Raw genomic sequence first — 15347 nt, 5'->3', positions numbered from 1 at the left:
TCAGAATCTAAATAAATCGCATTGATAAATCAATGGCCTGAATGTTTTTGGTCAGACTGCCGATTGAAATGCGATTTACTCCACATAATGCATAATCTTTGACATTGGCTAGATTTACATTACCAGATACTTCAAGGATGACATCCTTATCTTTACAGTAACTAACACACTCAGAAATTTCGGCAGTTGACATATTGTCAAGAAGAATTAACCTAGCCCCACGGGCGACTGCCTGTTTTAGTTCAGTAAAATTTTCAACTTCAATCTGGATTGGAATATGTGCTGGTGTGATCTTGAATGCATGCTCCAGAACAGCATCAATTCCGCCATGAGCAATGATATGATTTTCCTTGATTAACACTCCATCAAAGAGCCCGATACGTTGGTTATGCCCACCGCCAACCCGTACTGCATATTTTTGCGCATAGCGGAGCCCCGGAATCGTTTTGCGTGTATCCATAATTTGGGTATCAAGATTAGCAATTGCCGTTACATATTCACGAGTAATGGTTGCGGTAGCCGATAATGTTTGCAAAAAATTTAAAGCCGTGCGTTCAGCAGTCAAAAGTCCGCGTGCATTACCTTCAATAGTGCATAATTGAGAGCCAGCTTTTATGCTGTCGCCCTCATTAATTAACCAACTGATTTTATGATCGGGAGTGGTTTGATGAAGAGCCGTTTCAACAAATTGTATTCCACATATAACCATATCTTGATTAGTTTTTATGATTGCTTTGGCAGTACTATCTTTGCTAATCAGGTTTGCTGTCCAATCTGGTGTATTGTTTAGGTCTTCTGCTAAAGCCTCAGCAACCAGTTTATTTATCAGGTAATCAGGTAGTAAGTGATTCATTTTATTAATTTATAAAATCAGGTTTTGCTGGCATATTTGGTGAAACAGTTAATACCTCATAAGCTGTTTCAGTAACCAAAACCGTATGTTCAAACTGCGCAGAGAGGCTACGATCTTTAGTTACAGCAGTCCAACCATTACTCATAAAACGAATTTCACGTTTACCTTGATTAATCATTGGCTCAATCGTAAAAATCATTCCCGGCTTTAATTGTGGACCTGTTTTGGGTTTGCCATAGTGAAGGACTTGCGGATCCTCATGGAAAATCTTGCCTATCCCATGTCCACAAAATTCGCGTACTACACTGTAATAGTTTTTTTCTGCATGAGTTTGGATTGCATGTCCGATATCACCAAGATAGTTACCCGGCTTAACTTGATTAATTCCTAGCCACATTGATTCATAAGTAACTTGTACCAAGCGTTTTGCCTGTGGGCTTACTTTTTCACCAACCAAAAAAGTTCTGGATGTATCACCATGATAGCCATTTTTATAAACGGTAATGTCAACGTTAATAATATCACCATCTTTTAGCTGACGCTCATTTGGGATTCCATGACAAATCTCGCTATTTACCGAAGTACAGATAGAGTTAGGATAAGCTGGACCTCGTGGGTCTGGCTGATAGTTTAATGGTGAAGGGTATGCCTGCTGCACATTAACAATATAATCATGGCATAATTTATCTATCTCAAGGGTGGTAATGCCAGGCTTAACGAATGGCTCAATATAATCAAGAACTTCTGCCGCTAATTTACATGAAATCCGCATAAATTCTATGTCTTGAGTATTTTTAATGGTAATATTCATAATCAATAACTATTCTAATAATTAATATTCATTGTTTGTTTAATTTCTTTTAGTGTATCACTGGCAACATCTCTAGCGCGATTGCAACCATCTGCAATAACCCGTTTGACCAGAGTTGGATCTTCTTCGTATGGTCTAGCTTTTTCTTTTAGTTCTGCTAACTGGGTATTAATCGCATCTATTAGTGGCTGTTTACAGTCTAGGCAGCCAATTCCAGCAGAAAGACAACCCATTTCTGCCCACTCGCGAACTTCCTCGCTACTATATACCTGATGTAGTTTCCATACTGGGCAACATTCAGGGTTTCCTTTATCAGTACGTCTTATTCGGGCTGGATCTGTAGGCATCAGTCGGATTTTTTTGCTAACATCTTCTTTATTATCTCGTAAATGAATGCAGTTGTTAGCCTTATTTGACATTTTTTGCCCATCAACTCCGATTATTGTAGTTGATTTTTCAAAAATCGCTTGTGGTTCATTAAATATGACCTTGCTTTTATTTTCCAGAAAAGCAAATAAACGTTCACGGTCGCCATGTGCCAGATTTAATGCATCTTGAAGTAAAAATCTTGCTCTTTCGAGTGATTCCTCGTTTCCTTCTTGTTGGTATTGCATTAAGAGCTGTTCGTATATTTCCGCCTTTTTACTACCAAGTTTTTTTATTGATAATAAAGCCTTTTCTTCAAACCCTTCTTCACGACCAAAGAGGTGATTAAATCTTCTGGCAACCTCCCTGACAAATTCAATGTTTGCTAGCTGTTCTTCATTAACAAGCACAAATTTGCTATTATAAGTAAGAATATCGGTTGCCTGCAAGAGTGGTAACCCTAAAAAGCCATAAGTGCTAAGATCAGTATGCTCCAGCTCTTCAATTTTTTCTTTATATGATGGTACGCGTTCAAGCCAGCTTAATGGAGTAACAGCAGCTAAAAGATAAGCTAATTCAAAATGTTCTGGTACTCTTGACTGGATGAAAATAGTTGCCTGCGATGGGTCAATACCACTAGCTAGCCAGTCAATTACCACATTTTCCATTAATTCAGCTAGGTTTAATTCTGGATCATATTGGTTTGTAAGCGAGCTAATATCAGCAAGCATAAAATAGCTGTCATATTCATACTGAAATTTACGCCAGTTTTGCAATGCTCCAAAATAATGTCCAATGTGTAATGGTCCATTCGGGCGCATTGCTGAAAATAATTTGGGGTGAGAATTCATCCGTCAGTTTAATAAAGATAAAATAATTGTTACTAAAAAATTGTATAAAGGGCTAATTATAAAATTAAGTCCGCCAAAGAGGATTAAAATAATTAAAATCCACATTCCGTATTGTTCAGTTTTGGCATAGCTGATTGCCTGCTTATCCGGCAATAAAGAAAATACTATTCTTCCACCATCAAGAGGCAAAATTGGTAGTAGATTTAGTATAAATAGGCTGATGTTAATACCAATTCCAGCTTGAGCCATTAAATTTAATGGTATACCAAAATAACCACCAGCATACATTGATAGCTTCAAAATTAATGCCCAAATAAGCGCCATTGCCAGATTTGCAGCTGGTCCAGCAAGTGCTATCCAACGTAAGTCTTTTTTAGGGTTATGCAACTTACTAAAGTTGATCGGAACTGGTTTTGCCCAGCCAAAGATAAAACCTATTCCCCCAGCCATGCTACCCAAGACAATGCTTATCAATGGGAAAACTACTGTGCCAATTGGGTCAATATGATGCATTGGGTTTATTGATAATCGCCCATATAGTTTGGCCGTATTATCCCCGTGTTTATGTGCTACATAAGCATGGGCTGCTTCATGGAGTGTGATAGCAAAAATTAGCGGTATGATGTATACCGCTACTGTTTGAATAACTGACAGACCACTCATTATTAAAGCCTGCAAGAAATGATGTTAAGCATTGAGGTTACCTAGAAATCGACACTTTTTACGTGTTTTTTCAAAATTGTTCTAAATTGATCCTGGATTCTTTTTAACGCGCTACTAGTATTTGCTTCAAATCTTAGTACCAATACCGGAGTAGTATTAGAAGCACGCACCAAACCAAATCCGTCAGAGTATTCTACTCTCAATCCATCTATGGTAATTACTTCTTTTGCTCCCGTAAACTTGGCTGTTTTAAGAAGTTTCTCAATGATTTTATGCTGTTCACCTTCTGCCACCGGAATATTAAGTTCTGGGGTTGAAATACAGTTAGGCAAAGCATTTAATAACTCAGATGGGTTATCTACCATAGATAATATTTCTAGAAGTCTCGCCCCGGCATAAACTCCATCATCCACGCCATACCAGCGATCATTAAAGAAAATATGCCCCGACATTTCACCTGCTAGTAGAGCACCAGTTTCTTTGATTTTGGCTTTAACCAAAGAGTGCCCTGTTTTACACATGATTGCTTCGCCACCATGCTCTTTTATCCAGTTAGCAAGAAGTCTTGAAGATTTAACATCATAAATTATTTTCGCTTTTGGATTTTTGCTGATTATATCTGCTGCAAATAACATCATTTGGCGATCAGGATAAATAATGTTTCCATTTTTAGTCACCACGCCAAGACGATCACCATCACCATCAAAAGCAAGTCCTAGTTCTGCATCCGTTATTTTTAATGCCTCAACTAGGTCTTTCAGATTTTTAGTTTGTGATGGATCTGGATGGTGGTTTGGAAAATTACCATCCACTTCACAATATAAACCTAGTACCTTACAACCAAGTCGACGATATAGGATGGGTGCATATTTTCCAGCAGCTCCATTGCCAGCATCAATAATGATTGAAACTTTGCGGCTAAGCTTTACATCACCAGTAATTTTATTGTAATAAGCATTAGTTATATCTTCGTGATAATGTGCGCCATTCCCTGATAAGTAGTTTTTCTGCTCTATTCTTTGACGAATTTGTTGGATTTTGTCACCTGACAAAGTTTCACCACCAACAACCATTTTTAATCCGTTATATTCGGGTGGATTATGACTTCCAGTAATCATGACGCCAGAAAGTGTTTTTAATTCGTAGTTGGCAAAATAAACCATTGGCGTAGTTACCTGCCCAATTTCATAAACGTTACAGCCAGTACTTAAAATTCCTTTTATCAGGAACTTAGCCAATTCAGGACTTGATAGTCTGCCATCATAGCCAACGGTTAGACCTTTTGATTTTGCTTCAATAGTCATTGAACCAAGTACTTTGCCGATTTGCTCTACAGTTTCTGGAGTAAGTTGGCTTGCAACTACTCCGCGAATATCGTATGCTTTAAAAATTTCAGGAGCCAGTTTTTTCATGGCAAATAATTCCCCTAAGTGATAAAAACCATCTCTGAACTAATTTGCAGGATGGTATAATCTGTAATTAATTGCGCTATTTTAGCACAAGCTTTTAATTTCTTAATATATATTTAACCTGCAGCTCAAATGAAAAGAATTTTAGTTATATGAATTTACTTTCCAAGCCTTTTTCCTTGCGACATTTATTCATAAAAATTCTTGCATATGTAGCCGGGTTCTATGTTCTTCTTATGACAGCTTCCGTTGCGATTACTGGATACATATTTTTAAATCTAGAAGGGTATCGAAGTCGGATTGAAACTACTGTCTATAAACACACAGGCTATAAGCTTAACGTTAAATCAATTGAAACTAAGATAAATAGTTCTTTTTTGCCTGAAATAGTTATTCATGATATTAGTCTGGTTAACCCTATTAATAGCAAGCAAAAAGTTCATGTTGATACCTTGGATTTTGTATTTTCTTATTCCAGTATTTGGGATTTGGAGCCTATTTTTAATAAAATTCTTATTGATGGCACTAATGTTGATATCGAATATGATCCATCTGGGAATATTTTTGTTAATGGGATTAATGTAAATAACCCAGATAAGCAAACCCTTGAAAATACTAAAAATAGTCCAATTGATCTTGAAAGATGGATCTTAAAACAGCATTCAATTGTTTTAGATCATATTAATCTGTCATATTTGGATTTGAAAAATGATTTTCCGATTATGCGCTTGAATAATATAAAGCTCGGGTTAGAGAAAAAGTTATGGAGCAACCATTATCTTTATCTGGATATCTACGGTAAATCATACCAAAATATGCTAAAAGCTGAGTTAAACTGGAATGGTGGTAAATTTGTCGACTGGCAAAAATGGGATTCAGCAAAGCTAGTGGTGAAATCACTGAATGGTAATGATAATCTGATTAATACTCTGCAACAATATATTCCTCAAGTAAGTCCTGTAGGTGAGTTTAATGCTACCACAGCTTTAGAGGCAACAATACAAAAGGGGCATTTAGAAAACCTTAACGCCAATTTTGATGTCAATAATTTCCGTGTGGCTATGGCAGATGCAAATCTAGTCAACTTTCCCAAGCTAGGCGGTAATATAAAAATACAGTTATTAAATAATCAGTATTACACAATTAAAGCCAAAGACTTGACTGTTATAACCGGAGATGGGGCATTATTTAATAATGCAACTATTGTTGGTGGTTATGACGTTGGTAAATCTGGGCAAGTTGAATTAAGTAATACTAATCTGGTTGCTATTAATAATTTCTTGAGTCTATTTAAGGCAACAAACGGTATCAGCATTGATGGGATTGTACAGTCAGTGAAATATAACTGGGATGGTTATTTTCTTAAACCAAATGAGTTTCAGGTTTATGCTGCCTTTAATGATATCTCGCTTAATTCAAAAAAAGATGCGTTGCCAAGTATGAGTCATGTTAGCGGGAATATATCGATTCGAAAAGATGCAGGAAGCCTTAACCTGCAATTAAAAGATAGTGTCTTAAATTATGAACATCTATTTTTGATTCCTTATGAATTTAAAAATCTTGATAGTAATATTACTTGGGCAATAGAGTCTAATGGTAGGGTAAATGTTGTTATTAATAAAACCAATCTTGAGACTAAGGACTTCAAAGGCTGGGTAGCTGGAAATTATCATACCGAACCAGACAATCCTGATAGTGTTGGCTATATGGCATTAAAAGCACATCTTGAACGTACTCCGGTTCATGCTGTTGGTTTCTACCTTCCAAAATCAATTCCAATGTCGGTACTTGAATGGTTGCAATTTGGACTAGCAAGCGGTTATGCCAATAATGCAGATTTGAACATGTATGGTGCGCTTAATGACTTTCCTTATAAAAATGGGAAAGGACTTTTTTATATAACTACTGATATTGATAATGCTAAGCTTAATTATGTTAAGGGCTGGCCAGCACTCGAGAATATTAAAGGTAAGTTTATCCTAAAAAATACCAGCATTATTGTTGATGCCACTTCAGCAACGATTGAAAATAATCATCTTGATATGGCTCATGTGGTAATTCCTGATTTTAGTTCTGAGTCGGGTGTTTATCTTACCGCCGTTGGGAAGGCACATGGTAGCACAACTAATTTCCTTAAATATATTTCTAAAACACCTATTGATAAAATAATAGGTGAATTACCGGAAAGACTTACTGCGCAAGGTAATGGTAATCTTGATTTATACCTTAAAGTTCCATTTTCAGATCCGGTTGCAACTGAGGTAAAAGGAACATATCGGCTAATAAATAATAAAGCTCAATTTGATATGCCAGTTCCCGAACTTAGCAATGTTAATGGTGATGTTAATTTTAGTCATCATGGGGTTGACATAAAATCATTACGGGCAGAAGCCTTTGATTCAAGTGCTACACTTGAAGCTAAGACTGATGCTAACGGGATTATTAATTTTAATATTATTGCACCTCAGGTTAATTTTAAGAAGATGGCTCAATTTTATTTACCTCCAATTGAAGAGCTCGTTTCTGGTAAAGCTGATGCATTTATTAAATTTAATCTGAGTAAACATGGGATTAGTAATTTTACTACTAGCAGTAATCTTGTTGGTGTAATGTGTAATGCAGCAGATCCCTTGAAGAAATCAGAAAGTACTGTTGCACCAATGACATTTAATCTGAAGCAAATGAATCCCGGGACTTATCTGGCTAGTTTTAAATATGCAAATCGTTTGAATGGGCAGGTTATTTTAGGGAATACTTCAGTTACTAACCGGGTAAAACTTGCCGTTGGTGATGCTGGTTTTATGACTAATCCAGATCCTGGTGTAGCTATGACAATTAATGCTAATACTGACACTACTGATATCCTTGACTGGCTTGCAACTATTAAAAAGATGATTTCAGGAATAAATGAAGCCAAGGAGTTAAAGTCTGGAGAGTCAGGTAGTAAATTTAGTATTAAAAAAACAGTAGCAGAAAATACTAGCACTAAATCTGAGAAAATGGTCTTCCCAACTCAGCTACAGGTTACAAGTAATGATATCAAATTTGGCAAAATTGGTCTTGAAGCGGGTACTGCGAATGTCTTTGTTGATAAAACTAGTGCTTTCTTTAATATTTATACGCCAGTAGTTAGTGGTGTGGGTAATTTTAATTATAAAGAAAATAATTTACTTCTTACTCTTGATAAATTTATGTTATTTAAAAAAGCACATAAAGCCCCAGAAAGTGGTCCAATTAATTTTAAAAATGGTTCTGAAAGTGCCGTTAATGTCAAGATTCCAACTATGAGGTTGGCTGTAAATAATTTATTTTATCAAAATCATAATTTAGGTAAATTATCCGTTTTTATTCAGCAACAGGGGAAAGATTTACTTATTGAAAGTGGTCTAATTAGTAGTAAGGATGGAACTATCGGATTTAGTGGAACCAATTACTGTATTGGTTGTGGACAAAACAATTCTAGTGTTGATTTTAGATTTAATGCCCAGATTGCCGATGCTGGAAATATCGTATATGCCCTTGATTTGGGGCGTATTCTAGATAAAGGGCGGGGAACAATGAATGGTTCTGTTCAATGGAATGGTGGATTTCAAGATTTTAGTCCACTACGTATGATTGGTTCAGTTAATGCAAACTTTACAGCTGGTAAACTATTAAAAGTTGATCCTGGTGTTTGGGGTGGGTTATTAAGTATTATTAATTTGCAAGGTGTATATGAAGCTGGTTCAATGGATGTACAGGATTTATTCAAAAAAGGCTTCTTCTTTAATGATCTCGAAGTAAATGCCGATATACTTGCTTCGCAGGTGGAACTAAAACATATCTATATGGCAGGTCCATTAGCGCAGGTAAATAGTAACGGTAGTGTTGATTTTGCCAATAATAATGTCGATGCCTATCTATCGATTACGCCACGTCTAGGTTTTGCAATTGCTTTAACTGCGGGGGTCGTAACTTTGAATCCTATCGTTGGTCTTGGGGTCTATCTTGGCGAGTTAATATTAGGAAGTCCACAGAATAAATTATTTACGATTGGTTATCATATTAGTGGTAACCTTAATAAGCCAAAAATTGAGAAAACTAGTGTTAAACAGCAATTTGTCAAGAATGTAAATTCAGCTGTAGGAAACTCTAATGGTGGCAACTAGTCTTAAAATAGCTGCAATTCAGATGGTTTCAGTTAAAGACTGGAAATCTAATTTGCATCAAGCATGCCTCATGATCAAAGAGGCAGCTATGGCGCATGCCAAATTAGTTGTACTACCTGAATTTTTTATACAAATAACCGGACAGGACGACGGCAAGCGTCTTGATATTGCAGAGGCTTTAGGCGATGGGGTTATTCAGCGGAAACTATCACAAGTAGCCAAGGAGTGTAATATTTTTCTCAATGCCGGAACAATCCTGATTAAGGCCTCAGACAAGCAATATTACAATACTTCAATTATTTATGACCAAAATGGTGAACTGCTGGTATATTATAATAAAATTCATCTATTTAAATTTAAAGATGAAAATAATGAATATGATGAAAGTATTACTTTTAAGGCTGGTAAGGATATTGTAAGTGCTGATATCCTTGGTTTTAAAGTAGGTCTCTCCATTTGTTATGATCTCAGATTTCCTGAGCTTTACCGGAAGATGGGGGAATTAGATTTTATTTTATTGCCCTCTGCGTTTACCTATACTACAGGTAAAGCTCATTGGGAGATACTCGCAAGATCCCGCGCAATAGAAAATCAGTGTTATTTTATTGCGGTTAATCAGGGTGGGATTCATGAAACGGGTCGGCATACCTATGGTCATAGTATGATTATTGACCCTTGGGGTAGAGTTGTCTCTTCGTGTGAGGAGGGTAACCAAATCATTTATGCAACTATTGAAAGAGATGTTATTGCAGAAGTTAGAAAGAAACTACCTGCTTTAGAACATAGGGTTATAGATTAGATTTCTTTTATAACCCCGTTAGTTTGCCTTTGGGCTAGGAATAAAGGCTTTGAGAATCAGAGTGTACGGCGCAACAAAATAAAAAAGCCGGTTGGAAAGAGGTATTACTTACCGTAAAAACTTGATACACTTATTCTCCATTCCTTCTTGTTCCATTAATTTTGGCAGTTGCAAACATTAATTTTGATTCTGCAATCAAGTTATCACCCTCAATAGAGCCAATGATTCGCGCAGTTATTTTTCCCAATGGCGTAGTAATTACTGTTTCAAAATCAATTTGGTTACCAGTAGTTGTCCCGCTAATGCTAGAAGTATCACTTTTGGTAACAAATGACCCCGTGAGTATGTTTTTATCTGCTTGAAGAACGAGCGTGGCATGCTTCTCACCCATTGGTGTCTGGATTTTTAAATCATATGTTCCATTTACTATTGTCATAATTGGTATCCCTTTTGGTTAGCTTTCGATATTATTTGGACTAATGCTTTCCCATGAGTAACAAGCCGGACATTGCCAGAAGAAAGTTTTTGATTTGAAATTGCAACAGCCACAATTATAAGATGATAATTTGTCATTATATTTAAGGAGTAATGTTTTTACTCGTTCTGCATCTGCCTTGCCTTCGATTGTGGTTAATAAATTTAACTGGACATCAATCAATAATGCAGCAATTTTTGAATTAGGTGTTGCTATCATTGCTTTACGTAAATAGTCAACAGTTGCGTCAAAGGTATCATAATTTAGGAGTTTACGATAAATGAAGTCGTGCATATTAAGATTTGGAAATAAAGTTACGTAACCTTTGATAAGCGTTAAACATTCTTTTATCTGATCCAGTCTGACATACGCTTCAAATATTTTATCGATGACTAGAGGTAAATAATTATAATTTTGCTTCTCAATTAATTGCCAGGTTTGAATAGCTTCCGCATATTTTTCCAAATTAAAATAAACTTCACCTAGAAGTATATTTGCTCGCACACATTTACGATTTACTTCCAGCGCAGTTTTAATATATTCAATCGCTTTATCATAATTTGATTTTATTATTTCGCCTTGTGCTAGCTCGCAATTAAATTCAGCTACCTCAAGATGATAGCTATAGTCAGAACTGGAAAGTTTTTTGGTAATATCTATAGCGCCTTGCCAATTTTTATCTTGCTGGTAAATGATAAGAAGCATCTGTAATGCTTCATGACCATATATCTGGCTATTTAAGAGATTAATCAATAAAGATTCAGAACGGTCAATCAGACCTGCTCTTTGGAAGTCTTGTGCCAATTCCAGACGAATTTTATCTTTGGTTTCTTCTGAAAATATATACTGTGAAGTTAGCATTTTACTATGAAGGTTTATCGCAAGATCATTTTCCCCACGTTTGCGATATAAGCGCCCAAGACTAAATTGGAGATCAATGAATTGTGGCTCTTGTTCAACAACCTGCTTTAATTCATCTTTTGCAATACCAGTTTTACCATCTACCATTGCATCAACACTATCAAATATTCGTTGTGGTAACTGTTTTGCCTGCTTTAAAACAACTTTCATATCAATTCGCCCGGCAATCCAGCCAAAAGCAAAGAACAAAGGTGTTATGATTAACCAAATAATTAATAAATCCAAATCATGGCTCCATTATTAGAACAAAAAATTAATTGCTAGTAGGTTGATTCTGTTTAGACTGTGTTTGACTTAGTTCTTTACGTAGCTTTTTTAACTCACTTTTGAGGCTTAAGTTATTGCTATAGTTTAAGATCATGCCGATAAAAACTCCTGCAAACGTAAAGATGCCTAAAGTTACAATTAGTGGCAGTCGTAAGGTGTAAATACCCAGAAAATTGAACTCTGTTGTTTGCATATTATTTATTGCTAGTATTAATAGTAAAACAAAAATAGCAATTCTGAATAAAATGCGAATTATCTTTAGGATTTGCATATTAATAAACTCAAATAAATAAAATTATCAATGATTATAGCATACCTAGATTTTACTAATTTTAGTCTATTATGCTCTACTGCAATAATCTTGAAAAATTAAATTAATCATTCAATCAAAATCTCAACTTTTCTTTAGCTCAAGTATTCGTTTTCCGATATAAATTGCAATTAAAATAACAACTATCCCACAACCTTGAATTAAATTTAGGCGTTCATCAAAAATAAAAAAAGCATAAATTGCAGCAAATATCGGAGATAATAATAAAAATAATGAGCTAAGTTGTAAGGGTAGAAACTTTACCCCGTAGGCAAGTAAGGTTTGTCCCAGAACCTGTCCAAAAATAGCAATTGCCAATAATATAAACCAACCATATGCTGTTTGGGGGAATATCACTTCATGCTTAATTGCTGCTAGGGCAAAAAGTAATATTCCACCGGTTAGACAAACTAGAGTCATTACCCGATTAACTGAATAATTGCTGGCAGCTTTTTTGATCGAAGTTAAAAACAATGCATAAAATACTGCGGATAATAAGGCAAGCCAGTCACCAATCAGATGCTTATGATCAAGATCAGTTTTTCCCATGAGTAAATATAGACCAATAATTGCCAAAATAACGCTATAGATAAACCTAAAAGGAACTTTCTCATGAAAAAATACTATTGAAATCGGAACAATAAAAAATGGTGCCATATTAGTAAGTAAGGTTGCTTCTGCCAGTGAAGTATACAAAATTGAGACATTATATACGGCAAGATCAAGTGCAAAAAATAAACCAGATAACATAGAATAAATAATAATTTCACGAGTTAACTTACTAGAATTGTTTTTTTTGCTTGAAAATTTATCGAGGCATAGTAATAGTGGGATGGTTAATAAAAGCCGATAGGCACCACTAGCAACAGGTCCAGCCGCAGAAAAACGGATAAGTAAGCTAGCAAAGACAATACTGGCAATTGCAAATAGTACGATTGAAATATGTTTATTCATCGTTTTCAGGGTAGAGGAGATATTTATTTCTGATTACCGCAAATTTTTTCAATCCAGGCTGCCAGCTGCTACGAATTTCGCTTTCTGTCTTACCTGCAATTATCTGCTGTTTTAAGCTACCATTACCAGCCAGTTTATCAAAGAAATTGGTAAAAAAATGAGCTTTATCTGGAAATTCTTTATATGCACGAAGTAGATATTTTAGGTTGATCTTACCATCGGTTTGTTCTAATACCTCGTCTGCTGGCATTTGTAGATCCCAGCCATAGCATAGTTTTCCATTTAAAGGTGGGTTAGTTGCACCAGACATCGGGTGTGGCGTGAAGCTAAAATCAGTCTTATAATCAGGATGACCAATTACTTGAAATGGTGTGCTTGTTCCACGTCCAATACTTAGCTGTGTGCCTTCAAACCAGCCAAGACTTGGGTATAGATAAATTGCCGTCATATTGGGTAAATTCGGCGAGGGCTTATCGGTTAGCTGATACTTGCTTCTGTGTGTATAATTTGCAACAGGAATGATGGTTAATTTTAATTGCTGGGATTTATTTTTAGGGCTAAGGTTTAGCCATTCTTCACCAACAAGCATTTTTGCATATTCGCCAATAGTCATCCCATAAACAATAGGTATAGCTTGCATTCCTACAAAAGATTTATATTTTGGTTCTAATATTGGTCCATCGATATAAAATCCATTTGGGTTTGCTCTATCAAGTATAATTAATGGTTTATTGTATTCGCTAGCTGCTTCCATCATCTTTTGTAATGAAGAGATATAGGTATAATACCTGACACCCACATCTTGAATATCAAAGATAATCACATCTACATCAGCTAAGTCGTTCTTAGTTGGCTTATCTTTTTTACCATATAATGAGACAATTTTGGGTTTGCTGTCGGCTGAATTTTGGTTGTTAACTGCGGAACCAGCATCTGCTTCAACGTTAAAGCCGTGTTCAGGGGTAAATACTTTAACAATATTAACTTGCTTCTTATTAAGAAAATCAACAATATTCTGTCCATTGACTTGTGAAGAGTTATTGGCAAAGACTGCAACTCTTTTATTGCTAATTTGTGATTCATAAAGTTCAAATCTTGCATCACCATTAATTATTGCTTCCGCTTGTGCAAAAGAAAGTAATGTAATAGAGCAGATGAGAAAAAAGATAATCCGCATAGTGTAATGCCTAACAATAAATATCAGCGATTTTACTATATTACTTAATCTGCTATCAGCCGAATATAGTAAAATAGGCAATAAATTTTGTTTAAAAGTATTATGTCAGTTAAAATCTATAAATCTCAAATTGATACTTTCATCTTGGTGGTAATTCTTACCATGATTGGTTTTTATAATTCACTGGCATTTATCAAAACTCAAGATTATATCTTTCATCATTTTAGTGCGACGGGAGACATAATCTTCTCAATTTCTTTTATTAATGCCTTATCTTTTTTATTTCGTCCATTGGGTGGTACAATTCGTTCTTTATTTCACCACAAAATTAAAAGACCATTATTGCCATACTTTGTTTTGGTATATGCTTTTTATAATATTGCTGTCATTAATCTTGTTGCCTATTTCCCAATTAACTATGCTATTGCCACCTTGATTTTTAACTGTATTTTGATCGGGGTATTACTTGGGGCGATCTACCCAGAAGCAATAGTTAGAATCCTAGATAAAGATAGACTTTCGCCAGCTCGGAAGGTGTTTGTCGGCAATTGCTATTTTATCGCGGTTTATTTTGGTGCTGCATTTACAAAGCTTACTCTTGCTGATGTAAATAATCCCATCTATAAAATAATAATTTCTTTGATGCCATTAATTTTTTGTATTTTTGCGATCTATTTTTATCTTCATACACGTAAGGAGCTATCAGAGGGGAGGAAAAGGTTGTATTATATGAAGCTGTAAATTCAGTTAGCTGTGTTAGAAATAATTTCTGGACTATCATTAGATTTACTTGTTTTCTGACTTTTGTGACAAGTCTAAATGCTTTCTTTTCAACCGTGATGCCCTTTTATCTAGTTCGTTATCTTAATTATTCCGAAAGTAGCGTTTTTAATTTGCAGGTTGTTATTTTCTTATTTTCAATAGCTGGATTAGTTATTGGTGCTATATTTCATCAAAAATTGGGGCGCAGGTTACACATAGTGCTTGGCTTATTAATCAAGATCATTTTATATTTTTTATTTAAAGCTTATATCAAGAATGATTATATTCAAATCCTAGTTTTTGAATCAATTTGTATGCTTTTTGTTGGATTGATGCTATCAAAAATCCTAACTGTTCTTGATAGTATTTTTGAAGTAAAATATAAATTTGGCTCAATTAGCATTATCTATAATCTTACTTTTGGCTTTTTTAGCGGCTTGGGTGTATTTTTATCGACTTATCTGATTAGTAAATCAGGTAACCTGTATATTCCCTCAATAATTATCATTACTTTCAGCTATTTATCTTTGGTAAGTCTCTGGTTTACGCCGAATAAGGATTTCTTCCGGTATATTAAATGA

Annotated in this window: 14 protein-coding genes; 4 read left to right on the top strand and 10 right to left on the bottom strand. The window is 35.2% G+C overall.

Annotated features, from left to right (window positions below):
• Window positions 1-7: 7 nt before the first annotated feature.
• Genes nadC through CUN60_RS08870 form a run of 5 tightly spaced genes read right to left on the bottom strand, consistent with a single transcriptional unit; the run spans window position 8 to window position 4956 of the window.
• Entirely contained in the window at window positions 8-853 is an 846-nt protein-coding gene (gene nadC, locus CUN60_RS08890; RefSeq protein ID WP_102951702.1) for a carboxylating nicotinate-nucleotide diphosphorylase, read from the bottom strand.
• A 4-nt stretch (window positions 854-857) separates the two neighbouring features.
• Window positions 858-1664: a type I methionyl aminopeptidase gene (map, locus tag CUN60_RS08885; RefSeq protein ID WP_102951701.1), complete on the bottom strand. Its 807-nt coding sequence runs from the start codon at window positions 1662-1664 to the stop codon at window positions 858-860.
• 14 nt (window positions 1665-1678) lie between these two features.
• A complete protein-coding gene (locus CUN60_RS08880) occupies window positions 1679-2881 on the bottom strand; it encodes a nucleotidyl transferase family protein (protein WP_102951700.1) in 1203 nt (400 codons plus the stop codon).
• 3 nt (window positions 2882-2884) lie between these two features.
• A complete protein-coding gene (locus CUN60_RS08875) occupies window positions 2885-3544 on the bottom strand; it encodes a site-2 protease family protein (protein WP_102951699.1) in 660 nt (219 codons plus the stop codon).
• A gap of 41 nt (window positions 3545-3585) precedes the next feature.
• On the bottom strand, window positions 3586-4956 hold the full coding sequence (locus CUN60_RS08870) for a phosphomannomutase/phosphoglucomutase (protein ID WP_102951698.1): 1371 nt from the start codon (window positions 4954-4956) through the stop codon (window positions 3586-3588).
• Window positions 4957-5105: 149 nt separating this feature from the next.
• Between CUN60_RS08870 and CUN60_RS08865 the strand changes: the two genes are divergently transcribed.
• Together CUN60_RS08865 and CUN60_RS08860 are read left to right on the top strand one after the other, a co-directional pair.
• Complete coding sequence (locus CUN60_RS08865; protein ID WP_102951697.1) at window positions 5106-9101, top strand: YhdP family phospholipid transporter; 3996 nt, start codon at window positions 5106-5108, stop codon at window positions 9099-9101.
• On the top strand, window positions 9088-9900 hold the full coding sequence (locus CUN60_RS08860; RefSeq protein WP_102951696.1) for a carbon-nitrogen hydrolase family protein: 813 nt from the start codon (window positions 9088-9090) through the stop codon (window positions 9898-9900). The genes CUN60_RS08865 and CUN60_RS08860 overlap by 14 nt, the downstream gene beginning before the upstream one ends.
• A 130-nt stretch (window positions 9901-10030) precedes the next feature.
• Here the strand turns inward: CUN60_RS08860 and CUN60_RS08855 are convergent, their stop codons facing one another.
• The 5 genes from CUN60_RS08855 to CUN60_RS08835 all read right to left on the bottom strand — a co-directional run bounded on the left by CUN60_RS08855 (window position 10031) and on the right by CUN60_RS08835 (window position 14004).
• Window positions 10031-10336, bottom strand: a complete 306-nt coding sequence (locus CUN60_RS08855) for a hypothetical protein (protein ID WP_102951695.1) — start codon at window positions 10334-10336, stop codon at window positions 10031-10033.
• 18 nt (window positions 10337-10354) lie between these two features.
• Complete coding sequence (locus CUN60_RS08850; protein ID WP_102951694.1) at window positions 10355-11521, bottom strand: tetratricopeptide repeat protein; 1167 nt, start codon at window positions 11519-11521, stop codon at window positions 10355-10357.
• A gap of 28 nt (window positions 11522-11549) precedes the next feature.
• Window positions 11550-11756: a lipopolysaccharide assembly protein LapA domain-containing protein gene (locus CUN60_RS08845; RefSeq protein WP_158649366.1), complete on the bottom strand. Its 207-nt coding sequence runs from the start codon at window positions 11754-11756 to the stop codon at window positions 11550-11552.
• Between the two features lie 201 nt (window positions 11757-11957).
• Window positions 11958-12827, bottom strand: a complete 870-nt coding sequence (locus tag CUN60_RS08840) for a DMT family transporter (RefSeq protein WP_102951692.1) — start codon at window positions 12825-12827, stop codon at window positions 11958-11960.
• A complete protein-coding gene (locus CUN60_RS08835; RefSeq protein WP_102951691.1) occupies window positions 12820-14004 on the bottom strand; it encodes an exo-beta-N-acetylmuramidase NamZ family protein in 1185 nt (394 codons plus the stop codon). Before CUN60_RS08835 ends, CUN60_RS08840 begins: the two co-directional genes overlap by 8 nt.
• A 102-nt stretch (window positions 14005-14106) precedes the next feature.
• On the opposite strand from CUN60_RS08835, the gene CUN60_RS08830 reads away from it, so the two are divergent.
• Both CUN60_RS08830 and CUN60_RS08825 read left to right on the top strand, forming a co-directional pair.
• Window positions 14107-14745: a hypothetical protein gene (locus tag CUN60_RS08830; protein ID WP_102951690.1), complete on the top strand. Its 639-nt coding sequence runs from the start codon at window positions 14107-14109 to the stop codon at window positions 14743-14745.
• A 65-nt stretch (window positions 14746-14810) separates the two neighbouring features.
• Window positions 14811-15347, top strand: coding sequence for an MFS transporter (locus tag CUN60_RS08825; protein WP_102951689.1), 537 nt, complete (start codon window positions 14811-14813; stop codon window positions 15345-15347).

The organism is Aquella oligotrophica (genome assembly GCF_002892535.1).
GTDB classification, from domain to species: domain Bacteria; phylum Pseudomonadota; class Gammaproteobacteria; order Burkholderiales; family UBA11063; genus Aquella; species Aquella oligotrophica.
This window is presented reverse-complemented; position numbering and strand designations above follow the sequence as displayed.